20 protein-coding genes and 1 riboswitch are annotated in these 20,652 nt (G+C 73.1%); of the genes, 6 read left to right on the top strand and 14 right to left on the bottom strand.

Annotated elements, in window-relative coordinates:
* Nucleotides 1–2 precede the first annotated feature (2 nt).
* From ABZ780_RS10900 to ABZ780_RS10930, 7 genes are all read right to left on the bottom strand, one after another.
* The gene (locus tag ABZ780_RS10900; RefSeq protein ID WP_357012165.1) at nucleotides 3–788 is read right to left on the bottom strand and encodes a hypothetical protein; all 786 of its coding nucleotides are present in this window, start codon (nucleotides 786–788) and stop codon (nucleotides 3–5) included.
* 23 nt (nucleotides 789–811) lie between these two features.
* On the bottom strand, nucleotides 812–1,693 hold the full coding sequence (locus ABZ780_RS10905; protein ID WP_357012163.1) for a PspA/IM30 family protein: 882 nt from the start codon (nucleotides 1,691–1,693) through the stop codon (nucleotides 812–814).
* Nucleotides 1,694–1,893: 200 nt separating this feature from the next.
* Complete coding sequence (locus ABZ780_RS10910; protein WP_357012161.1) at nucleotides 1,894–2,352, bottom strand: helix-turn-helix transcriptional regulator; 459 nt, start codon at nucleotides 2,350–2,352, stop codon at nucleotides 1,894–1,896.
* A gap of 152 nt (nucleotides 2,353–2,504) precedes the next feature.
* Entirely contained in the window at nucleotides 2,505–3,056 is a 552-nt protein-coding gene (locus ABZ780_RS10915; RefSeq protein WP_357012158.1) for a CinA family protein, read from the bottom strand.
* A gap of 56 nt (nucleotides 3,057–3,112) precedes the next feature.
* Nucleotides 3,113–3,703 carry a CDP-diacylglycerol--glycerol-3-phosphate 3-phosphatidyltransferase gene (gene pgsA / locus ABZ780_RS10920; protein ID WP_357012156.1) on the bottom strand — a complete coding sequence of 197 codons (591 nt, stop codon included), beginning with the start codon at nucleotides 3,701–3,703 and terminating at the stop codon, nucleotides 3,113–3,115.
* Nucleotides 3,704–3,780: 77 nt separating this feature from the next.
* Complete coding sequence (rimO, locus tag ABZ780_RS10925) at nucleotides 3,781–5,280, bottom strand: 30S ribosomal protein S12 methylthiotransferase RimO (protein WP_357485631.1); 1,500 nt, start codon at nucleotides 5,278–5,280, stop codon at nucleotides 3,781–3,783.
* Between the two features lie 103 nt (nucleotides 5,281–5,383).
* A complete protein-coding gene (locus tag ABZ780_RS10930) occupies nucleotides 5,384–6,307 on the bottom strand; it encodes an ornithine cyclodeaminase family protein (RefSeq protein WP_357485881.1) in 924 nt (307 codons plus the stop codon).
* A 92-nt stretch (nucleotides 6,308–6,399) separates the two neighbouring features.
* A riboswitch (guanidine-III (ykkC-III) riboswitch) is annotated at nucleotides 6,400–6,472 on the top strand.
* Nucleotides 6,473–6,531: 59 nt separating this feature from the next.
* Between ABZ780_RS10930 and ABZ780_RS10935 the strand changes: the two genes are divergently transcribed.
* Together ABZ780_RS10935 and ABZ780_RS10940 are read left to right on the top strand one after the other, a co-directional pair.
* Nucleotides 6,532–6,846, top strand: coding sequence for an SMR family transporter (locus ABZ780_RS10935; RefSeq protein ID WP_357012151.1), 315 nt, complete (start codon nucleotides 6,532–6,534; stop codon nucleotides 6,844–6,846).
* Between the two features lie 82 nt (nucleotides 6,847–6,928).
* A complete protein-coding gene (locus ABZ780_RS10940; protein WP_112586600.1) occupies nucleotides 6,929–7,174 on the top strand; it encodes a hypothetical protein in 246 nt (81 codons plus the stop codon).
* Between the two features lie 92 nt (nucleotides 7,175–7,266).
* On the opposite strand, the gene ABZ780_RS10945 is transcribed toward ABZ780_RS10940, so the two are convergent.
* Nucleotides 7,267–9,720: a DNA translocase FtsK gene (locus tag ABZ780_RS10945; protein WP_357485633.1), complete on the bottom strand. Its 2,454-nt coding sequence runs from the start codon at nucleotides 9,718–9,720 to the stop codon at nucleotides 7,267–7,269.
* Between the two features lie 113 nt (nucleotides 9,721–9,833).
* On the opposite strand from ABZ780_RS10945, the gene ABZ780_RS10950 reads away from it, so the two are divergent.
* Both ABZ780_RS10950 and ABZ780_RS10955 read left to right on the top strand, forming a co-directional pair.
* Nucleotides 9,834–10,304 carry a YbjN domain-containing protein gene (locus tag ABZ780_RS10950; RefSeq protein WP_357485634.1) on the top strand — a complete coding sequence of 157 codons (471 nt, stop codon included), beginning with the start codon at nucleotides 9,834–9,836 and terminating at the stop codon, nucleotides 10,302–10,304.
* Nucleotides 10,301–11,965, top strand: a complete 1,665-nt coding sequence (locus ABZ780_RS10955) for a YbjN domain-containing protein (protein ID WP_357485636.1) — start codon at nucleotides 10,301–10,303, stop codon at nucleotides 11,963–11,965. Before ABZ780_RS10950 ends, ABZ780_RS10955 begins: the two co-directional genes overlap by 4 nt.
* Nucleotides 11,966–12,040: 75 nt before the next feature.
* On the opposite strand, the gene ABZ780_RS10960 is transcribed toward ABZ780_RS10955, so the two are convergent.
* The 5 genes from ABZ780_RS10960 to ABZ780_RS10980 all read right to left on the bottom strand — a co-directional run bounded on the left by ABZ780_RS10960 (nucleotide 12,041) and on the right by ABZ780_RS10980 (nucleotide 18,212).
* The gene (locus ABZ780_RS10960; RefSeq protein WP_357012139.1) at nucleotides 12,041–13,729 is read right to left on the bottom strand and encodes a ribonuclease J; all 1,689 of its coding nucleotides are present in this window, start codon (nucleotides 13,727–13,729) and stop codon (nucleotides 12,041–12,043) included.
* Nucleotides 13,730–13,781: 52 nt separating this feature from the next.
* Nucleotides 13,782–14,708 carry a 4-hydroxy-tetrahydrodipicolinate synthase gene (gene dapA, locus ABZ780_RS10965; RefSeq protein WP_357012136.1) on the bottom strand — a complete coding sequence of 309 codons (927 nt, stop codon included), beginning with the start codon at nucleotides 14,706–14,708 and terminating at the stop codon, nucleotides 13,782–13,784.
* A gap of 47 nt (nucleotides 14,709–14,755) precedes the next feature.
* Complete coding sequence (thyX, locus tag ABZ780_RS10970) at nucleotides 14,756–15,496, bottom strand: FAD-dependent thymidylate synthase (protein ID WP_357012421.1); 741 nt, start codon at nucleotides 15,494–15,496, stop codon at nucleotides 14,756–14,758.
* A gap of 885 nt (nucleotides 15,497–16,381) precedes the next feature.
* Nucleotides 16,382–16,918: a DUF2752 domain-containing protein gene (locus ABZ780_RS10975; protein ID WP_357012420.1), complete on the bottom strand. Its 537-nt coding sequence runs from the start codon at nucleotides 16,916–16,918 to the stop codon at nucleotides 16,382–16,384.
* A 64-nt stretch (nucleotides 16,919–16,982) separates the two neighbouring features.
* Nucleotides 16,983–18,212 (bottom strand): crosslink repair DNA glycosylase YcaQ family protein, encoded by a 1,230-nt coding sequence (locus ABZ780_RS10980; protein ID WP_357485638.1) that lies wholly within the window; start codon nucleotides 18,210–18,212, stop codon nucleotides 16,983–16,985.
* A 79-nt stretch (nucleotides 18,213–18,291) separates the two neighbouring features.
* Between ABZ780_RS10980 and ABZ780_RS10985 the strand changes: the two genes are divergently transcribed.
* A complete protein-coding gene (locus ABZ780_RS10985; protein ID WP_357485639.1) occupies nucleotides 18,292–18,843 on the top strand; it encodes a GNAT family N-acetyltransferase in 552 nt (183 codons plus the stop codon).
* Here ABZ780_RS10985 and ABZ780_RS10990 read toward each other — a convergent pair.
* Entirely contained in the window at nucleotides 18,742–20,016 is a 1,275-nt protein-coding gene (locus tag ABZ780_RS10990) for a glycosyltransferase 87 family protein (RefSeq protein WP_357485641.1), read from the bottom strand. The genes ABZ780_RS10985 and ABZ780_RS10990 overlap by 102 nt on opposite strands.
* A 35-nt stretch (nucleotides 20,017–20,051) precedes the next feature.
* Between ABZ780_RS10990 and ABZ780_RS10995 the strand changes: the two genes are divergently transcribed.
* Complete coding sequence (locus ABZ780_RS10995; RefSeq protein WP_357012127.1) at nucleotides 20,052–20,642, top strand: GNAT family N-acetyltransferase; 591 nt, start codon at nucleotides 20,052–20,054, stop codon at nucleotides 20,640–20,642.
* Nucleotides 20,643–20,652 lie beyond the last annotated feature (10 nt).

The raw sequence follows: 20,652 nt of genomic DNA on the forward strand, positions 1-20,652 counted from the left end.
GCTCAGCGGGTGGGCGCGCGGAGCGGGCGGTCGACGGCGCGCAACTCGGCCAGGGCGGAGGCCACACCGTGCAGCAGGTCGGTCGCCTCGGTGAGCCGGTCGGCGGCGGGATGGGTGGGCTCCGGTCGGGCGTCCTCGGCGAGATAGCCGGCGGCGGCGACCACCAGCCGCTCGTAGGCCGCCACGCCGCTCTCCAGTTGGCCGGTCAGCATGCGGTGCGCCTCGGCGAGCGGGGGCCGGGCGTCGGTCGGTGCGAGCCGCAGCGCTCGTTCGACGCTGGCTGTCCGCTCGGCGAGTTCGCGCAGTGACCGGTCCGCGGCGGCGGCCTCCAGGACCGCGGGCTCGGCCAGCCCGCTGAGCCGGGGCGCCATCCCGGCCAGGGTCAGCGAGGCCCGGTCGAGTCGTGCCCACTGCTGCCCGGCGGTGGTGCCGCGCAGGGCGACCCGGTTGCGGACCCGGCGGGCCTCGGCCAGCAGGCCCGAGCCGGCCGGCAGTCGCTCGACGGCGGCCACCAGCCGTGCACGGGACCGGGCGGCAGCCTCGGCCGGATCCAGGGCCGGCGGTGCCGGTTGGGCGGCGAGCCCGCGCAGGTCGATCCACCGCCAGGCGGCCAGCGCCACCGCACTGCCTGCGGCGCCGGCCCAGGCCGCGTCCGGCAGACCGAGGCCGGCGTACGGGGTCAGCACCGCCGCAGCACCGCCCAGCCCTCCGGCCAGTACGCTCCACCGCCGGGCCGAACGGCGCAGCCGATCCAGCCGACGGAAGTACCGCGTCCGCTCGTCTGCCACCGTGACCTCCTCGGACCAGTCGTTCAGCCGGCGGCGGTCGGGTCGCCGGTGCCCCGCTCGCGGGCCATGCTGGCCCGCAGCTCGTCCAGCCGGGCGGCGGCGGCCGGGTCGCCGGCCGGGCTCGCCGAACCGGTCGTCTCAGCCTGGGGTACGGCCGGGCGCTGGCCCGCGCCACCGAGCTGCTCCCCCGCCATGCTGGACCGGATCTGCTCCAGCCGGGCCGAGCCCGCCGAGTCGATCGTCGCCTTCTGGATCTCCAGCATCCGGCCCTCGACCGAGTTACCGGCCAGCTCGGCGCGGCCCATCGCGTTGGCGTACCGCCGTTCGATGCGATCACGCACCTCGTCCAGGGACGGGGTGTTGCCGGGGGCGGTCAGGGACGACATCGACTCCAGCGAGTGGGCGACCGTCTCCTGCATCTTGGCCTGCTCCAGCTGGCTGAGCAGCTTGGTGCGCTCGGCGAGCTTCTGCTGGAGGATCATTGAGTTGTTCTCGACCGCACGGCGGGCCTGCGCTGCCGCGCCGAGGGCCTGGTCGTGCAGGGTCTTCAGGTCCTCGGTGGCCTGCTCGGCGGAGACCAGCTGACTGGCGAGGGTCTGCGCGGACTGCTCGAAGCGCGCCGCCTCGGCCTCGTCGCCCTTGGCGCGGGCCTGGTCGGCCAGCACCAGGGCCTGCCGGGCGTTGCCCTGCAACCGCTCGACCTCGGACATCTGCCGGGACAGCTTCATCTCCAACTGGCGCTGGTTGCCGATCACCGCGGCTGCCTGCTGGACCAGTGCCTGGTGCTGCCGCTGGGCATCCTCGATGGCCTGCTGGATCTGCACCTTGGGATCGGCGTGCTCGTCGATCTTGGCACCAAAGAGCGCCATCAGGTAGTTCCAACCCTTGACGAACGGGTTCGCCATCTCCGCGGTATCCCCTCAGTAGCGTCGTTCCGCCACGGTCGGGCCGGATGGACCGACCGACCGCGACCCGGCCGATCTCCATCGTCCCAGTCGGACGCCCGCAAGGCATCCGTACCGGACGGTCGACGGGCACCGGCGGCTCCTGCCGGCCACCCTACGCGGCCCGCGCCACCTCGCCCATGGTCAACCGGACTGATGACTCAGGCGGCGCAGACCACATCGCGGTCGCGCTCGGTGGGGCGCACCCGCGTGCTGCGCAGCGTGGCCCGCAGCGGCGAGTCCTGCCGGACCGACACGGCGACCTTGCCATCGGAGGTGACCTGGCGGACGGCCCGGTTGGCGCTCTTGCCGACGGCCGCCGTCGCGCCGACGGGCGTGGCCTCGGCCGGCTCGTCGGCCATCGGGACGAGCACCCCGGGCAACTGCTCGGCGAGCGCCACGGTGTCGCTCACCTCACGGAGCAGCTCGGACAGGCGGGCGCCGAGCGCGTCGCAGATCGCGGCGAGCAGCTCGCTGGACGGCTCCTTGTGCCCGCGCTCGATCTCGGAGAGGTAACCGAGGCTGACGTTGGCGGCGGTGGACACCTCGCGCAGCGTGCGCTGTTGCCCCTGCCGGCGCGCCCGCAGTGCGTCACCGATCACTCGGCGTAGCAGGACCATCGCACCTCCCCCTGAGGGATACCTCTCGCCCGGCGTCGGGCAGCCGGTCGCGGCGGACCGCGCCGGCCCCGAGCGTCGGAGCCTTCCCGCAACCGTACCCGGTGTGGGCCCGGCCGACATCCCGCCCCGCCTGTCGGATCGCTGGGAACGCCTCAGCGGTGCCCCGCGCCGGCGGTTCCCAGGCCGTCGCGGGCGGCTTCGTCGGCGGCGTGGATCCGCTCGGCGAGCAGCCGCAGCGCCGCGACCACGGCACCCGAGCGGACGTGGTCCCGACCGCCGTCCAGGTCGAGCTGGCGGACCTCGCCGCCGTTCGGACCGGCGACGGCGACGTAGACCAGGCCGACCGGCTTGCCGTCCTGCGGCTCCGGACCGGCCACGCCAGTCGTGGCGAGCCCCCAGTCCGCGCCGCAGCGCTGCCGTCCGCCTTCGGCGAGCGCGGCCGCCACGTCCGGGTCCACCGGGCCGCGCTCGGCCAGCAGCTCGCCCGACACGCCGGCCAGCGTGGCCTTCAACTCGGTGGCGTAGACCACCAGCCCGCCCTGGTAGATCCCGCTGACGCCGGCGATCTCCACGACCGAGGCGGCGAGCAGGCCCCCGGTGAGCGACTCGACCGTGGCGAGGGTCTCGTGCCGCTGCGCCAAACTGTGCACCACCGCGGCCGCGGGACTACCCGTCAACCGCCCAGACTCAGAATCCCGCGCCATAGAACCCGTCCTTCCCCACCAGTCCCACCCCAACCCTGCCTGACCTGGACGGTGGGTCAGCGGCGGTGTCGGAGCCGGAGTGCCTGGGCTATGTAGTCGAAGCCGGTGGCGACCGTCACCAGGACGGCGGCGGCCATGATCCAGGGGCCGACGGCGACGAGGGCCGCCGGCAGCGGCCAGAGGTACCAGGCGATGGCCAGGATCTGGAGCGCGGTCTTGACCTTGCCACCCCGGCTGGCCGCGATCACGCCGTGCCGGATCACCCAGAACCGCAGCCCCGTGATGCCCACCTCGCGGACGAGGATCAGCGCCGTCACCCACCAGGGCAGCCGGTCGTACCAGGAGAGCAACAGCAGTGCCGCGCCGGTGAGCGCCTTGTCGGCGATCGGGTCGGCGACCTTGCCGACCGAGGTGACCAGAGCGAACCGGCGGGCGATCCAGCCGTCCACCAGGTCGGTCGCCGAGGCCACCGCGAAGATCAGGCAGGCTGCCATCTGCCAGCCGGCGTGGGTCATCTCGGACGTGATCACCGACGCGGCGAAGACCGGCACCAGCGCCAGCCGCAGCGCGGTCAGCGCGTTGGCCGCGTTGAGCACGGGAACCTGCGGGACCACCCGGGCCGGCGTCGACTCCGTCGCCCCGGTCACCGCCTCACCCCGCTCGGATCGCCGTGGCGTCTCCGGCATCGCGCCACCTGGCTCCCCCGCTCCGCTCGGCCCCGCCGTCACCGTGCCGCGCCGGGCGCCGCCGAGATCATCTCATCCGGCACCGCGAGCAGATCCACCCCTTCGGTGCCGGTCACCGTGGCCCGTACCAGGTCACCCGGGCGCAGCGCGGCCAGGTCGACCCCGCCCTCGGCCGGGGCGACCAGGGTGGTGGAGCCGTCCACCTCCGGCGCCTGGTGCGCCGCCCGACCCTCGACCATGCCGTCGGCGATCGAGTCGACAAGCACCTCGACGGTCGAGCCGAGGCGATCCTCGGCCCGCTGCGAGCAGAGCTCGTCGGCGAGCGCGCTGAGCCGGTCGTAGCGCCGCTTGATGGTCGCGGCGGACACCTTGCCGGGCAGACCGGCGGCCTCGGTGCCGTCCTCGTCGCTGTAGTCGAACATGCCGATCGCGTCCAGCCGTGCCTCGGTGAGGAAGCGGATCAGCTCGTCGACGTCGGCCCGCGTCTCGCCGGGGAAGCCGACGATGAAGTTGCTCCGCGCGCCCGCGTCCGGAGCCAACGCGCGGGCACCCGCCAGCAGCTCCAGGAACCGGTCGGTGGAGCCGAAACGCCGCATCCGGCGCAGCACGGGCTCGCTGGAGTGTTGGAACGACAGGTCGAAGTACGGGGCCACCCCGGGCGTGCCGGCGATCGCCTCGACCAACCCGGGCCGGGTCTCGGCCGGCTGGAGGTAGCTCACCCGCACCCGGACGATGCCGGACACCGCGGCGAGCTGCGGCAGCAGCTTCTCCAGCGCCCGGGGGTCGCCCAGGTCCTTGCCGTACGAGGTGGAGTTCTCGCTGACCAGCACCAACTCCCGTACGCCGGTCTTGGCCAGCCACTCCGCCTCGGCGAGCAGCTCGTCGGGCGTACGCGAGACGAACGCCCCACGGAACGCGGGGATGGCGCAGAACGCGCAGCGGCGGTCGCAACCACTCGCCAGCTTCAGCGACGCGACCGGGCCGGTGTCCAGTCGGCGGCGCAGCACCTGACGCAGGTGCGCCGGGGTGTGCTCGTCGGCGTCGACGGCCGTCCGGGCGACGGTGCCGTGCCCGGGCAGCGAAACGGCGGCGTCGCGTCGCTTCACCGGGGTCAGCGGCAGCAGCTCGCGGCGGTCCCGGGGAGTGTGCGAGGTGACCTGCTCACCGGCGACGACGGCGTCCAGCCGGGCGGCGATCTCCGGGTAGTCGTCGAAGCTCAGCACCGCCTGCGCCTCGGGCAGGCTGTCGGCCAGCTCCTTGCCGTACCGCTCGGCCATGCAGCCGGCGGCCACCACCTTGGCGCCCGTCCCGGCGGCGGCGAGCAGGGTCTGGATGGAGTCCTGCTTGGCCTTCTCCACGAAGCCGCAGGTGTTGACGACCACCACGTCAGCGCCCTCGCCGTCGGTGGTCACCTGCCAGCCGTCGGCGTGCAGCCGGGCGGCCAGCTCCTCCGAGTCGACCTCGTTGCGGGCACAGCCCAGGGTGAGCAGGGCTACACGGCGGCCCTCGGCAGCGGAAGGGGAGGTGGCAGACACCATCCGAGGGTACCGGGCCGATCAGGGAACCCCACGCACGCGGGGCGACCTGCCGACCGCCGTATCCCGCGCGACGGTGGTCACGCAGGTGCCCGGCAACCGCCGCTCAGCGGGTCGCGGCCCCCACCCGGGTCAGCGCGTCGAGCAGGAAGACCTCGGTGCCGGCCAGGCCGGTGGAGCAGAAGACGGAGACCTGGTCCGCCGAGGTCCGGCCGGGGACCGCGCCGGCCAGAATGCCGCCCAGGTCACGCAACCGATTGGCGTACGGGGGTTCGGCGGCGAGCATCGGCGGCTGGTAGTCCGCGGCCTGGGCCGGTGAGTCGGTGACCAGCAACTCGGCGGCGTCCAGCAGGTCAGTGCCGAACTCGCTGCGGTCCCGCTGCTTGAAGCCGACCGCGCTGACGTGCGTGCCGGGGCTCAGGTCGACGGCGCGCACGACCGGGGTCACGCTGGTGGTGGCGAGCACCACCACGTCCCGCCCGCGCGCCGCCGCGCCGGGGTCGGCGACCGCGCGGGCCGGCACGCCCAGTTCGGCGCGTACCCGGGCGGCGAAGGCGTCCCGCCGGGCGGCCGAGCGGCTGTGCACCACCACCTCGCGCAGCGGGCGGACGGCGGCGGCCGCCCAGACCTGGGTCCACGCCTGACGGCCGGAGCCGATCACCCCGAGGGTCGCCGCGTCCGGTCGGGCCAGCGCGTCGACCGCGACGCCACCCAACCCACCGGTACGTCGTGAGCCCAGCTCCTCGCCGACCGCGACCGCGCGGACGGCGCCGGTGCGGGCGTCGTGCAGCACCACCAACTGCTCGCCCTGCGGGTGGCCGAACGTGTCGTACGAGCGGAAGCCGTACCACTCGCCGACCAGGTGCCCGGCGGTGAGCACCATCCGCCCTCCGCCGAGCGGGGCGGCGGCCCGGGGTGGGGCGACCAGTCGTCCGTCGTACGCGGCCACCAGGGCGGCGCGCATGGCGTCGACCGTGGTGGTGGCGTCCAGGAAGGCGGCGACCTCGGCGTCGGCGTAGAGCAGGGTCATGGTGGCCATACTGCAAGTTGAAGTGAGGTAGAGGTCAAACGGCCGTGGCGGGAGTCACGGCCCGGCCGCCGGGGCCGGTGCTAGCGTCGGCGGTGGTGGCCCCGGATGCCCGTGGCCGCTCCGGACGAGTGGTGGGCGTACCCGGTCAGGCCAAGACGCCCCGCGTGACGTACCGACTCGACTCGTCCCGGCGCGGCAGCCCCGGGCTCTCCGTGAGGTGAACGATGGCCTGGCTCGTACTGGTGATCTCGGGACTGTTGGAGACGGCCTGGGCGATCGCCCTGGACCGCAGCGCCGGCTTCAGCCGGCTGGTCCCGACAGTGGTGTTCGTGGTGGCCCTGGTCCTGAGCATGGGCGGGCTGGCGTACGCGCTGCGGGATATTCCGGTCGGCACCGGGTACGTGGTCTGGGTCGGCATCGGCGCGGTCGGCACCGCACTGGTCGGGATGTTGGCGCTCGGCGAGTCGGCGAGCCTGCCCCGGATTCTCTGCCTGCTGCTGGTGGTCGCTGGCGTGGTCGGCCTGAAGATCTACCACTGAAGTGCCGCGCGGGCATGCGTGATCGACACCCGGAGTGGGTAGTGATCGATTTGTCACAGCAGGCTCTCAACCGGAGGCAGACATGGCCGACATGCCCAGCACCGCCCGCCCGCGCAGCAACGCCGCCCGGATTCTCACGATCGTGGGCTTCGTCTTCGCGGTGCTCGCCCTGTTGCTCAACCCGATCATCTTCGGCGTGCTCGGCGTGATCGCGGGCGTCGTCGGCGCTGTGCTCGGCGACAAGCCGCTGGGCTGGTACGCGGCCGTGGCCAGCGTCGTCGCCGCGATCATCAGCCTGGTGATCATCGGCGCGCTGATCAACAACTGAGCCCTGAACTGTCGCGGGCCCGCCGGTTGCCGGCGGGCCCGTCGTGTTTCCCCGGTCGATGGTGCCCGATCACACCGAGAGCGCCCGCCGGGTCAGTCCACGTCGCCGCGCAGGCCGCCCAGGACGTCCTCTAGCTCGTCCGGCTTGACCAGCACGTCACGAGCCTTCGAACCCTCGGACGGCCCGACCACGCCACGGGTCTCCATCAGGTCCATCAGACGGCCCGCCTTCGCGAAGCCCACCCGCAGCTTGCGCTGAAGCATCGAGGTCGAGCCGAACTGGGAGGTGACCACCAGCTCCACCGCCTGCACCAGCAGGTCGAGGTCGTCGCCGATGTCCTCGTCGATCTTCTTCTTGTTCTCCTGGGCCGGGGCCAGCACGTCCTTGCGGAACTCCGGCTCGCGCTGGTCCTTGCAGAACTTCACCACGTCGGCGATCTCGCGTTCGGTGACCCAGGCGCCCTGGATCCGTACCGGCTTCGAGGCGCCCATCGGCAGGAAGAGCCCGTCGCCCCGGCCGAGCAGCTTCTCCGCGCCCGGCTGGTCCAGGATGACCCGCGAGTCCGCGAGGGACGAGGTCGCGAACGCCAGCCGGGACGGCACGTTCGCCTTGATCAGACCGGTCACCACGTCGACCGAGGGCCGCTGGGTGGCCAACACCAGGTGGATGCCGGCGGCCCGGGCCAGCTGGGTGATCCGGACGACCGAGTCCTCCACGTCGCGCGGCGCAACCATCATCAGGTCGGCCAACTCGTCCACGATCACCAGCAGGTACGGGTACGGGCGCATCTCCCGTTCGCTGCCGGGCGGTGCCTTGATCTCGCCGTTGCGGACCTTACGGTTGAAGTCGTCGATGTGCCGGACCCCGTTTGCCGCGAGGTCGTCGTAGCGCATGTCCATCTCGCGGACGACCCAGTCCAGCGAGTCGGCCGCCTTCTTGGCGTTTGTCACGATCGGGGTGACCAGGTGCGGGATGCCCTCGTAGCCGGTCATCTCGACCCGCTTCGGGTCGATCAGCAGCAGCCGCACCTCATCCGGGGTGGCCCGGGTGAGGATGGACACCAGCAGCGTGTTGAGGCAGGACGACTTGCCGGCGCCGGTGGCCCCGGCGATCAGGATGTGCGGCATCTTGGCGAGGTTGGCCACCACGTAGCCGCCCTCAATGTCCTTGCCGAGCGCCACCACCATCGGGTGATGGTCGCTGGTCGCCGCCCGCGAGCGCAGCACGTCACCGAGCGCCACGTTCTCCGGGTCGGTGTTGGGGATCTCCACGCCGACCGCGCTCTTGCCCGGGATCGGGCTGAGGATCCGTACGTCCGGCGACTTCACCGCGTACGCGATGTTGCGGGACAACTGGGTGATCCGCTCGACCTTGACGCCGTGCCCCAGCTCCACCTCGTACCGGGTGACTGTCGGCCCTCGGGTGAAGCCGGTGACCGCCGCGTCCACGTCGAACTGGTCGAACACGCCGGTCAGCGCCGCGATCACCTCGTCGTTGGCCTTGCTGCGGGTCTTCGCGGCGGCACCGGCGCTGAGCATGTTGGCCGGCGGCAGGGTGTAGTCGCCGGCCAGGCCGGTCAGCGCCAACTGCTCCGCCCGGGTTGGCGCGGGCGAGTGCTCCGGCGGCTCGGCCGGCTTGCGGCTGGCCGGCACCTTCGCCGGCGCCTTGCGCGGCAGCACCATGGTCTCCTGGAGGTCGGCGCCCTCCAGGTCGTCGAAGTCGTCCGGGTCCACCGGCGGCGGCATCCGCTTCGCGGGCCGCTTGCGCGCCGGACGGACCGCCGTCTCGTCCACGTCCTCGCCAGCGTCCGGCTGGGCGACCAGACCACCGGCGAGCAGACCCAGCCGCTCGGGGATCTTGTTGATCGGCGTCGCGGTCACCACGAGCAGGCCGAAGAGCAGCAGCAGGATCAGCAGCGGCACCGCCACCCAGGCGGTGACCGCGCGTTCCAGCAGACCACCGACGCCCGCGCCGACCAGACCGCCGGCGAAGTCGCGCTGCACCGGGTCGGTCGGGTCCTGACCGATCTGGAGCAGCGCGGCGGTCGACACCAGCAGCGAGCCCCAACCGATCAACCCCCGGCCCCGGTGCGCCGGGTCGGCCGGCTGGCGCATCAACCGCCAGGCCCCGATCATCAGCAGCACCGGCACCACCACGGAGATCGCACCCAGGAACAGCCGGACCGTGTCGGCCAGGCGCGCACCAACCGGGCCCGCTCCGGACAACCAGAGCGCCACGGCGCTGAGCAGAGCCAGCCCGAACAGCAGCAGCCCCGCCCCGTCGCGGCGGTGCTCGGGGTCGAGGTCACGGGCGGAGGCAGCCTGCCGGCCAGCGGCCCGCATCGTCCAACCCACTCCGTGGGCCACGCCCATCCACAGTGCACCGATGGCGCGGCCCACGTAGACGGCCGGCCCCGGTCGCGCGGGCGTGGTGCGCCGCCGGACCGGCGCCCGGGTCTTCTTCGCCGGTTGACGAGCACGGCTGTTGGTGCCACCGCGCGGCGACGCGCCGCGTCGCCGGCTCGCCTGAGAGGTACGGCCCGCCATAGAGTCACGGTAACGGTGGGGCCGGGCAGAACGCCGCTTTTCCGGGTCGTGTCCGCGCGTCGCAGCACGGACCCCGCCGCCGGTCGTGATATCCGCCTCAGAAGGGAAGCCCGATGGCGCCGCCCGGATTCGAGGACGATCCGCTGGCCGGGCACCCCGGCACGTTGCGCCCGCTGACCGGCGAACTGGTCGCCGCGGTGCTCGCCGCTCGGGGCCGGCCGGTCGGTCGGGCCGTCAACGGCGACCTGGTGGGCCGCTTCGACGACAATCTCATCTGGTTCCTGCGCCTCGGCGCAGACGGCGAGTTGTTGCAGGTCCGCACCATGGTCACGGCCACCTTCGACATCGAACAGGTGCCCTCCCTGTACGCCTTCTGCAACTCGTGGAACCACGACCGGCTCTGGCCCAAGGCGTTCGTGCACGTCGACGACGACGGCCGGGTCCAGATCTGCGGCGAGGTCATCACCGACCTGGAGCGCGGAGTGACCCCGCACCAGCTCGACCAACTGCTTGACTGCGGCATCACGGCCGGGTGCCAGCTCGCCATGGCGGTCGGCCGGCTGCCCGGTGCGGTGTCGGCATGACCGGGCGGGACGAGGCCACCGGCAGCCGTACCGAACGGGCCGGTGAGCCCGGCGCGTCGGGCACCGGCAGCCGGGCCGCGGCCCGCGCTCCGGCGCTGGTGGCCGCGCTCGTCGACGCCCGGGACCAGCCCGACGGCCCGGCCCGGCTGGTCGCCCTGGAACGGGTCGCCGAGCGGGCCGACGCCGCCGGGGACGTCCGGTCCGCGGTGGACGCCCGGATCGCGCTGATCGAGGCGTACCTGCTGCACGGCGAGCGGTGGCGTCTGGTCGAGCCGGTACGGCGCTGCCTGGCCGCCGCCGACCACTGGCCCGGGCTGCTCACCGACGCGGAGGCCGCGCTGCTGCTGCGCTACCAGCGGTACGCGGTGGAGGCGCTGCTCGGCACCCCCCGGGTGGGGCTGGACCAGACCCGGGCCCTGCTCGACGACCTGGCGCTGCGGGTGGGAGCGGACGGACCCGACGCGCCGACCGTCGCCGAGCTGCGCTGCCGGATCGCCGACCACCTCGGCGACGAGCCCACCGCCCGCCACTTCTACCAGCGGTGGGCCGGCACACGCCCCGGGCCGGCCGGCGGCTGCGCGGGCTGCGCCCCGGCCCGGCGCGCGGAGTTGCTCGCCGGCTGGGGTGAGTGGCACTCGGCCCTCACCGAGCTGCGGCAGCCCGCCGCCGCGGACGGCTGCACCGACCAGCCCGAGCGATCGCTGGTCGCCGGGCTGTTGCCCGAGCTGCGGGCCGGCGATCCGACCCGGGCCGCGGCGGCACACGTGCGGGCGTACCGGAGGCACCGGCGCGAACGCGCCGCGTTCCCGCACCTCGCCACGCACCTGAGGTTCTGCGCGCTCGGCGGCCATCTGGAACGCGGCCTGGCCATCCTGGCCGCGCAACTGCCCCGGCTGGACCAACCCACCGACGACCACGCGGCGATGGAGTTCGCCGCCGCCGGGGCGCTGCTCTGCGGGCTGGCTGGGGACGCCGGCCTCGGTGGACGGACGGTGCGCCGCCCGGCGTACGGCGAACGCCCGGCCGCCGACCTCGACGTCGCCGCCCTCGGCGCGCTGCTGCTCGGCGTGGCAAGCGAACTGGCGGGAAGCTTCGACGCCCGCAACGGCACCGGTCACCACTCCGGAAGGATGGCGGCCTGGCTGGCCGAACGCCCAGTCCCGGCGTCGATGCCGCTGCCCGTGCGGGACGACGAGACCGACACCGACGACACCGACGACGCCGGTCCGCCGGGCGCCGACGCGTACCCCGAGCACGAGGTGACGGGCTTCACCCTCGATCTGATCACCAGTGCGCTGGACCGGCGCGGCGATCAGTACGTGGTCGACGAGGACGGCACCGTGGTCGGGCGGTGGGGTGCGGCGCTGATCCAGTTCCGCCGGGCCGGCGAGCGCGGCGAGGTGCTGCACACCCGGGCGATGGCAGCCCGTCGACTGCCGGCGGAGCGCCGCGCCGAGGCGTACGCCTTCTGCAACGCGTGGAACCACGACCGGCTGCTGCCCAAGGCGTACGCGCACGACCTCGGCCCCGAGATCGTGCTGGCCGGCGACGTGGCCACCGACCTGACCCACGGGGTGGCGCCAGCGCAGATCAGGGTCCTGGTGGACGCCGCCGTCGCCACCGGCGTGGCGTACGCCGAGGCCGTCGCCGCGCTGCCCTGACTCCGGCGGGCCGCGGCGGAGACGGCGACGCCGGTCCACCCCGAACAGGGTGGACCGGCGTCAGCGCGACGTTGCTCAGACCTCGACGACGGTGGGCACGATCATGGGCCGACGCCGGTACTTGTCGTTGACCCACCGCCCCACGGTCCGCCGGACGATCTGCTGGAGCTGGTGCGGGTCGGTGATGCCGTCGGCGGCGGCCCGGTTGAGCGCCTCGGTGACCAGCGGAACCACCGGGTTGAACGCCTCCGGGTCCTCGGAGAAGCCCTTCGCGGACAGCGTCGGGCCGGCGACCACCTTGCCGGTGACCGAGTCGACGACCACGGTGGTGGCGATGAAACCGCCGTCACCGAGGATCCGCCGCTCGGTGAGCAACGACTCGCTGACGTCGCCGACGGCGAGGCCATCGACGTAGACGTACTTGCTCTTGACGTGCCCCACCAGGCTGGCGCGGCCCTCGACCAGGTCGACCACGTCGCCGTCCTCGCAGATCACCACCCGGTCGGCGGCGACCCCGGACTCGATGCCGAGCCGGGCGTGGGCCCGCAGGTGACGCCACTCGCCGTGCACCGGCATCAGGTTGCTGGGCCGGACCACGTTGAGCAGGTAGAGCAGCTCTCCGGCGGGGGCGTGCCCGGAGACGTGCACCTTCGCCACGTCCTTGTGCACGACCACCGCACCGGCCCGGGCGAGCCGGTTGATCACCCGGTAGACCGAGGTTTCGTTGCCCGGCACCAGCGACGAGGCCAACACCACCGTGTCGCCGGGGGCGATCGTGATGTGCCGGTGGTCGCCGCTGGCCATCCGGCCCAACGCGCTCATCGGCTCGCCCTGCGAACCGGTGGACATGAGCACGATCTGGTCGGGGGGCAGCGTGGTCGCCTCGTCGATCCCGATGACCAGGCCGGCCGGGATGTTGAGCAGGCCCAGGTCCCGGGCGATGCCCATGTTGCGGACCATCGACCGGCCGATCAGCGCGACCTTGCGGCCGTGCTCCGCGGCGGAGTCGAAGACCTGCTGCACCCGGTGCACGTGCGAGGCGAACGAGGCCACGATGATCCGGCCCTTGGCCTTCGCGAAGATCGAGTCGAGCACCGGCCCGATCTCCCGCTCCGGGGTGACGAAGCCGGGGATCTCCGCGTTCGTGGAGTCGGACAGCAGCAGGTCGACGCCCTCGGCGCCGAGCCGCGCGAAGCCCGCCAGGTCGGTGATCCGGCCGTCCAGCGGAAGCTGGTCCATCTTGAAGTCGCCGGTGTGCAGCACCAGGCCCGCCGGGGTACGGATGGCCACGGCGAGCGCGTCCGGAATCGAGTGGTTGACGGCGAAGAACTCGCACTCGAACGGGCCGAGCCGCTCCCGGCCGCCCTCCCGCACGGTCAACGTGTAGGGCTGGATGCGCCGCTCGGCCAGCTTCGCCTCGACCAGGGCGAGGGTGAACTGTGAGCCGACCAGCGGAATGTCGGGCTTGTGGGCGAGCAGGTACGGCACCGCGCCGATGTGGTCCTCGTGGCCGTGGGTCAGCACGATCGCCTGGACGTCGGCCAGCCGGTCGAGAATCGGCCCGAAGTCGGGCAGGATCAGGTCCACGCCCGGCTGTTCGACGTCGGGGAAGAGCACCCCACAGTCGACGATCAGCAGCTTGCCGTCGTATTCGAAGACGGTCATGTTCCGACCGATGGCGCCGAGCCCGCCGAGCGGGATGATCCGCAGGCCCCCTTCCGGCAGCGGCGGGGGCAGTTCCGCCTCGATGTGCGCCTCGGTCACGCGTCCACCTCATTCTGCGACGCCATCACTCGGCGCCCATCGTGTCGTTCGATCATTCGGGCAGCTCCAGGCCCGCTGCCGCGAAGTCCGCGCGCAGCTGGGCGATCTCGTCGTTGGTGGCGTCCACCAGCGGGGGTCGCACCGGGCCGGCCGGCAGGCCCAGCGACGCCAGGCCCGCCTTCACCAGGATGGTGCCCTGGGTACGGAAGATGCCGGTGAACAGCGGCAGCAGCCGCCGGTGCAGGGCAAGCGCGGCCGGCATGTCCCCCGCGTCGTACGCCTCGATCATCTGTGCGGTCAGCGCCCCGGTGAAGTGCGTCGAGGTGCCGACCAGGCCCACGCTGCCGACGGCCAGCGCCGGCAGGGTGAGCGCGTCCTCACCGCTGTAGAAGGCGAGGGAGCTCCGGCTGGTCACCCAGCTGGTGGCGGTCAGGTCGCCCTTGGCGTCCTTGACCGCGACGATCCGGCCGTGCTCGGCGAGCCGGACCAGCGTCTCGGTGTCGATCGGCACGCCGGAGCGGTGCGGGATGTCGTACAGCATCACCGGCAGGCCGGTGGCGTCGGCCACCGCGGTGAAGTGCCGCAGCAGCCCGCTCTGCGGCGGCTTGTTGTAGTACGGGGTGACCACCAGCAGACCGTGCGCGCCCGCCTTCTCGGCGGTGGCGGCCAGCTCGATGGTGTGCCGGGTGTCGTTGGTGCCGACCCCGGCGACCACTTTGGCGCGGTCACCGACGGCCTCCACCACGGCCCGGATCAGGCGTTCCTTCTCCGCGTCGGTGGTGGTCGGTGACTCACCGGTGGTGCCGTTGATGACCAGCGCGTCGTTGCCCTGCTCGTCGACCAGGTGAGTCGCCAGCCTGGCGGCGCCGTCGAGGTCGAGCGAGCCGTCGGGGGTGAACGGGCTCACCATGGCCGTGAGCAACCGCCCGAAGGGGCGGGACACCGCTCGGGCGCCGGTGTCGGGGTGGTCGTGCGTCATACCCTCCAACCTAGCGGACGACCGGCCGGGGCCAGCCGGGGAAGGGCTCAGGATGCCTCGTGAGGGCTGGCCGCCACCTCGGTCCCGTCCGCCAGCGTGGAGATCACGAAGTCGGCGAAGACGTTCGGGGCGACCCCCTGCAGCTGGCGCAGGCACTCCACGGCCAGCTCACGGATCTCCACGTCGGCGTGCTCGGTGGCACGCATCGCGACGAAGTGCCGCCACGCCCGGTAGTTGCCACTGACCACGATCCGGGTCTCGGTGGCGTTGGGCAGCACCGCGCGGGCCGCCTGCCGGGCCTGCTTGCGGCGCAGCGTCGGGTTCGGCTCGTCGGAGAACCGCTTCTCCAGGCCCTCCAACAGCTCGGTGTACGCCCGCACGCTCGCCTCGGCGGCCTCGGTGAACTTCTTGTGCAGCTCCGGGTCGTCGGCGATCACCGCCGGCTCGACCATGGCCGCGTCCCGCTCCGGGACGTAGCGCTGGGACAGCTGGGAGTACGAGAAGTGCCGGTGCCGGATCAGCTCGTGGGTGAAGGAGCGGGACACCCCGGTGAAGTAGAAGGTCACCGAGCCGTGCTCCAGCACGCTGAGGTGGCCGACCTCAAGGATGTGCGCGAGATAACCGGCGTTGGTGGCGGTCGCCGGGTTCGGCTTCTTCCAGGACTGGTAACACGCCCGACCGGCGAACTCGGCGAGCGCCTGACCGCCCTCGGCATCGGTCGACCACGGCACGTCGTCCGGGGCCGCGAACTGGGTCCACGCGATCAACTTGACCTGGGGCTGCACCATCTCCGGCATTCCTGGCACTGTAGTGGCGCGCCACCCCTCGGCCCAACTCAGACTCACCCCGTGCAATGTCGATCACTCAGGCGGCCTCGGAGCCGAAACCCGGGGGCGCGACTGGTGCATCGTGGCCAGGGAGTCGCGGCCAGGAGGTCGCGGCCAGGAGGTCGCGGCCAGGAGGTCGCGGCCAGGAGGTCGCGGCCAGGAGGTCGCGGCCAGGAGGTCGCGGCGGGGCCGCCCGTGACCCGGGACCTCACCGCCGGGGCATCGCGGCGAAGGCACCACGGCCCGCAACCCACCACCAAGGCATCACGGCGAAGGCACCGCCGCCCCGGCACCACGGCCCGCAACCCCACCGCCGCGGCATCACGGCGAAGGCATCGCCGCCCCGCATCACCGCCCGGAACCCCACCGCCGAGGCATCGCGGCGAAGGCGTCGCGGCCCCGGCACCACGGCCCGGAACTCCACCGCCGAAGCATCGCGGCCAGGGCGGCCACTACTGGCCGCGTCCTTTGGAGCTGAATCGTCTACGACATCAGCCATCCCTGCGCGGACGAGCAGTCTCCGCGCGGGTCCGCGACAGCAGCGCGGGGTCCGGGCGGGCGGCGGGCTGCGGGCTGCGGGCTGCGGGCTGCGGGCTGCGGGCGAGAAATTGGACAGCTGGTCGGCAGTGACGGCCGGAGGAAACAGGCGATGTCCTAAACGGTTCAGCTCCAAAGGGCGCGAGCAACACCTGCCGGCCGGGCCGGCAGCCGCGAACCGACGACGCGTGAACCGCCAGCGCCGCGAACCGACAGGCCGCCGCGAACCGACAGGCCGCCGCAAATCGACAGGCCGACGTGCACCGACAGACCACCGCGTCGGGCGGGCGGAGCGCTCAGAGGTAGGGCTCAGACGTAGAACGAGGTGAACGGCGCCCAGGGCAGGTTGCGCAGCACCGAGAAGGCGAGCCACGCGGCCAGGAAACCACCGATGACCTTGGAGCTGATCCGCAGCTCGGGCAGCCTCCAGCCGAACGCCTGGTTGCCCGCCCAGGCGACGAAGAGGTACGCCAGGAACGGAACCGCGAAGACGAACAGGAAGTGGTGCCGGGCAGCGGCCGGCAGGTCGCCGTGCAGCACGTACCAGAGGGCGCGGGTGCCGCCGCAGCCCGGACAGTCCAGCCCGGTGGTCAGCTTGAGCAGGCAGGTCGGCGCAGCATCCGGGTCGGCGTGGGTCGGGTTGCTCAGCAGCGCGTAACCCATGCCGGCGGCGACGCAGCCGACCGCGGCCAACGGCACCGCCCAGCGTGGCGAACGCTCGTAGAGCCGCAACACGAACCGGGTCAGCCGGTCCGGCTCCGGGGCTGGGTAGCCGTAGCCAGCCGGCGGGCTCGCCGGCCACCCGGCAGGACCAGTTCCACCGGCAGCGTCAGCTTCTGCCGGCACCGTGCGGACCGCCCCGGGGGCGGGCGTCGGCTGGTCGACCGGTCCGGGAGCGCTCGTCACGCGCTCACGGTACACCGGACACGCCGGCCAACGCGGCGGTGAGCGGGCCGGCCAGGTCACCGGCAATGGGCGGTGCCACCGCGCTCAGCCCCAGCCAGCCGGCGAGCCGGTACAGCTCGGCCGCGAGGGCGACGGCGGTCTCCCCCGGGTCGGCCCCGGGCTCGACCCACGCGGCCGGCACCAGCAGCACCCCGGCCTTGCGGTCGGCCTTCAGGTCGACCCGGGCGGTGAACCTGTCGCCCTGCAGAAACGGCAGCACGTAGTAGCCGTAAACCCGCTGCGGCGCCGGCACGTAGATCTCGATGCGGTAGGTGAAGTCGAAGAGCCGTTCGGTGCGGGCCCGCTCCCAGATCAGCGGGTCGAACGGGCTGACCAGCGTGTTGACTCGAACCCACCGGGGCAGTCGGGCGGACGCGTGCAGCCAGGCGGGCTGGCGCCAGCCCGCCACGCTGACCGGCACCAGCTCACCGGCCTCGACCAGCTCCGCGATGGCCTGGCGGGCACCGGCCAGCGGCAGTCGGAAGTAGTCGCGCAGCTCCGGCTCGGCGGCCACCCCGAGCGACCGCGCGGCGAGGGCCACCAGGCTGCGGTACGCCTCGGCGTCGGTCGGGGTGGGCTCGGCCAGCACGGCCGGCGGGAGCACCCGCTCGGGCAGGTCGTAGCGGCGGGCGAAGGAGGTGCTGCGCTCGGCGGCCGTCACCTCGCCGGCCCAGAACAGGAACTCCAGCGCCCGCTTCACCGCCGACCAGTTCCACCCCCAGTTGCCGGTCTCCCGGGGCGCGTCGTGCTCGATCTCGGCCGCGGTCAAGGGACCACGGGCAGCCACCTCGTCGCGCACCCAGGCGACCAGCTCCGGCTGCTCCTCGGCGATGCGCCGCATGCCGCCCCAGGACTCGCTGTGCGCGCGGGCCATGCGCCAGCGCAGCAGCGGGTGCAGCCCGACCGGGACCAGCGACGCCTCATGGCCCCAGTATTCGAACAGCTCGCGGGGTCGGCGGTAGGCGGCCTGGTCGAGCAGCGTGGTCGGGTACGGGCCGAGCCGGCTGTAGAGCGGCAGGTAGTGCGCGCGTTGCAGCACGTTTACCGAGTCCATCTGGATCAGCCCGACCCGGTCGAGGACCCGGCGCAGGTGCCGGCGGGTGGGCACGCCGGCCGGTGCCGGGTCGGCGAAGCCCTGGGCGGCGAGAGCCACCCGCCGGGCCTGGGCGAGCGAGAGTGATTCCGGTGCGGTCATCGTCGGCGACCTTAAATCATGGGTACGACGCCGGTGCGGGAAGCTGGACTCCGACCATCACGGGGCATAGAACGGTGCAATGCTGACGATCCGCCGCGAGGAGCCGGACGACGCCGACGCGGTCGCCCGGGTGCACGTGCACGGCTGGCAGGCGGGTTACGCCGGGTTCATGCCGGACGAGGTGCTGGGACGGCTCAACGTGGCGGCCTGGGCACAGCGCCGCCGTGACGTCGGCACCGCCGACCCGGAGCACCCGTTCACCACTCTGCTCGGCGAGGTGGACGGCCTGGTCGTCGGCTTCACCACGTTCGGGCCGTACCGCCGCAACCAGGACCGGGACGACCTGGACCCGGCCGTCGGCGAGGTGCTGGCGCTCTACGTCGAGCCGGCGTTCTGGGGTGACGGGACAGCCGCCGCGCTGTTCGCCGCCGCCCAGGCCGGGCTCGGCGAGCAGGGCTGGACCGGATACCGGCTGTGGGTGCTGGCGGACAACGTGCGGGCACGCCGGTTCTGCGAGCGGGCCGGATTGTCACCGGACGGTGAGCAGGCGACCTATCAGGTGCCGCTCGCCGGCGGGCGCGGGCCGGTCGGGTTGGCCGAGCTGCGGTACGCCGGACGCCTCGACGACTGACCCGTGCGGGGTCAGCCACCGGCGGATCGGCAGGAAGGCCAGCAGCGCGAGGCTGATCCAGACGTACGCGTTGCTGCCCAGGAAGCCGTCGACGCCGGTGAAGTCCTTCTCCCAGAACCACACGGTACGGCTGATCAGCAGCGCGTACCCGATGGTCGCGGCGGCCAGCAGGACCAGCCGACGGCGGCCGGCCGGCGCGGCCATCGCGTTGTCGACCAGCAGGATCAGCGCGGGCAGCAACCAGACCAGGTGGTGCACCCAGGTGACGGGGCTGACCAGGCACATCACCGCGCCGGTCAGCGCCAGACCGGTCGCCTCGTCGCCGGCCGCGACGGCGGCCCGGGACCGCCAGGCCCAGAGCGCCAGGGCGCCGAGCACGAGCAGCAGCCAGAGCAGGGTGCTCGGGTGCTGCGGGTCGAGCCGGGCGACCACCCCGCGCAGCGACTGGTTGGAGACGAAGGCCAGTTCGCCGACCCGGCCGGTGTTCCACAGCGCCTCGGTCCAGAACTCCCGCGACGCGTCCGGGAAGAGCGCCCCGGCCAGCAGGGTGACACCGGCGGCCACGCCGCTGGCGGTCAGCGCGGCCCGCCACCGCCCGGTGACCAGCAGATAGACGATGAAGATGCCCGGGGTCAGCTTGATCGCGGTGGCCACGCCGATGCCCACACCCGCCCACCGGTTGCCGGCCGGCAGCAGCCGCAGCAGGTCCACCGCCACCAGGAAGAGCAGCAGGGTGTTGACCTGGCCGAAGTTGACCGTCTCCCGCATCGGTTCGAAGGCGGCGGCCAGGCAGAGCGCCACGGCCAGAGCGAACCAGCGGGTCCACCCGGCCCGACGGGCGATCGGGTCGACCAGCCACCAGATCAGCACCGTCGTGGTGACCACGCTGGCCAGCACGCTCACCACGATCGCGGCCGTCCACGGCAGGTACGCCATCGGCAGCATGACCAGCGCGGCGAACGGCGGGTAGGTGAAGCCGTACTGGGTGCCCGGTTTGAGGTAGTCGTAGATTTCCCCGCCGTCGTGCACCCACCAGGTCAACGCGCCGTAGTAGACCTTCAGGTCGAAGAAGCCGTGCCGTACGGCCGCCACAGCGAGGAACGCGGTGACCGCCGCGGCGAGCACGACCACGCCCACGACCTGCGCGGTCGTCCTGTTGGCACCCTGCGCCACCGTCGCCTCCCTGGCCCTGCGTAGGCTTCCGTCCCATGGCTCTCGGGTACGTCCGCCCGGCGCGTCCCGAGGACGCCGGCGAGATCGCACGCATTCAACTCGCGACCTGGCGGGTCGCGTACCGTCGGATCCTGCCTCGGCACGTCCTCGACAACCTGGACGAGGCGTTCCTCGCCCGGCGGTGGAGCGCCGCGGTGCTGGAGCCGCCCTCGGCCGCGCACCGGGTGCTGGTCGCCGTCGAACAGGCCGAGCAATCGTATCTGGTGGGTTTCGCCGCCTCCGGCCCGGCCGACGCCGAGGCGCTGGCTCCGGGCGAGCCGGAAGAGGCGCTGGGCCCGGACGTGGCGGCGGTGACCGACCTGCTGGTCGAGCCGCGCTGGGGTCGACGTGGGCACGGCAGCCGGCTGCTCGCCGCCTCCGTCGACCTGTGGCGGGAGGACGGTCTGAGCCGGGCGGTGGCCTGGGCGTTCGAGGGTGACGAGGCGACCCGCAAGTTCCTCGCCAGCACCGGGTGGGAGGCCGACGGCGCGGCCCGCGCGCTGGACGTCGAGGACATGCTGGTGCCGCAGGTACGCCTGCACGTCGGCGTCCCGGCCGAGCGGGAGGACGACCAGCCCGCCGACTGACGCGGCGCGC

It is taken from the genome of Micromonospora sp. NPDC047467, assembly GCF_040643095.1.
GTDB lineage: Bacteria > Actinomycetota > Actinomycetes > Mycobacteriales > Micromonosporaceae > Micromonospora.

Bases quoted from the DNA above. Each gene is read 5' to 3' on its own strand.
- ABZ780_RS10945 (WP_357485633.1), bottom strand. From the start codon at position 9,720: ATGGCGGGCCGTACCTCTCAGGCGAGCCGGCGACGCGGCGCGTCGCCG.
- ABZ780_RS10905 (WP_357012163.1), bottom strand. From the start codon at position 1,693: ATGGCGAACCCGTTCGTCAAGGGTTGGAACTACCTGATGGCGCTCTTT.
- ABZ780_RS10930 (WP_357485881.1), bottom strand. From the start codon at position 6,307: ATGACCCTGCTCTACGCCGACGCCGAGGTCGCCGCCTTCCTGGACGCC.
- dapA (WP_357012136.1), bottom strand. From the start codon at position 14,708: ATGACGCACGACCACCCCGACACCGGCGCCCGAGCGGTGTCCCGCCCC.
- ABZ780_RS10935 (WP_357012151.1), top strand. From the start codon at position 6,532: ATGGCCTGGCTCGTACTGGTGATCTCGGGACTGTTGGAGACGGCCTGG.
- rimO (WP_357485631.1), bottom strand. From the start codon at position 5,280: ATGGTGTCTGCCACCTCCCCTTCCGCTGCCGAGGGCCGCCGTGTAGCC.
- ABZ780_RS10940 (WP_112586600.1), top strand. From the start codon at position 6,929: ATGGCCGACATGCCCAGCACCGCCCGCCCGCGCAGCAACGCCGCCCGG.
- ABZ780_RS10915 (WP_357012158.1), bottom strand. From the start codon at position 3,056: ATGGCGCGGGATTCTGAGTCTGGGCGGTTGACGGGTAGTCCCGCGGCC.
- ABZ780_RS10995 (WP_357012127.1), top strand. From the start codon at position 20,052: ATGGCTCTCGGGTACGTCCGCCCGGCGCGTCCCGAGGACGCCGGCGAG.
- ABZ780_RS10980 (WP_357485638.1), bottom strand. From the start codon at position 18,212: ATGACCGCACCGGAATCACTCTCGCTCGCCCAGGCCCGGCGGGTGGCT.
- ABZ780_RS10910 (WP_357012161.1), bottom strand. From the start codon at position 2,352: ATGGTCCTGCTACGCCGAGTGATCGGTGACGCACTGCGGGCGCGCCGG.
- ABZ780_RS10985 (WP_357485639.1), top strand. From the start codon at position 18,292: ATGCTGACGATCCGCCGCGAGGAGCCGGACGACGCCGACGCGGTCGCC.
- ABZ780_RS10950 (WP_357485634.1), top strand. From the start codon at position 9,834: ATGGCGCCGCCCGGATTCGAGGACGATCCGCTGGCCGGGCACCCCGGC.
- thyX (WP_357012421.1), bottom strand. From the start codon at position 15,496: ATGGTGCAGCCCCAGGTCAAGTTGATCGCGTGGACCCAGTTCGCGGCC.
- ABZ780_RS10955 (WP_357485636.1), top strand. From the start codon at position 10,301: ATGACCGGGCGGGACGAGGCCACCGGCAGCCGTACCGAACGGGCCGGT.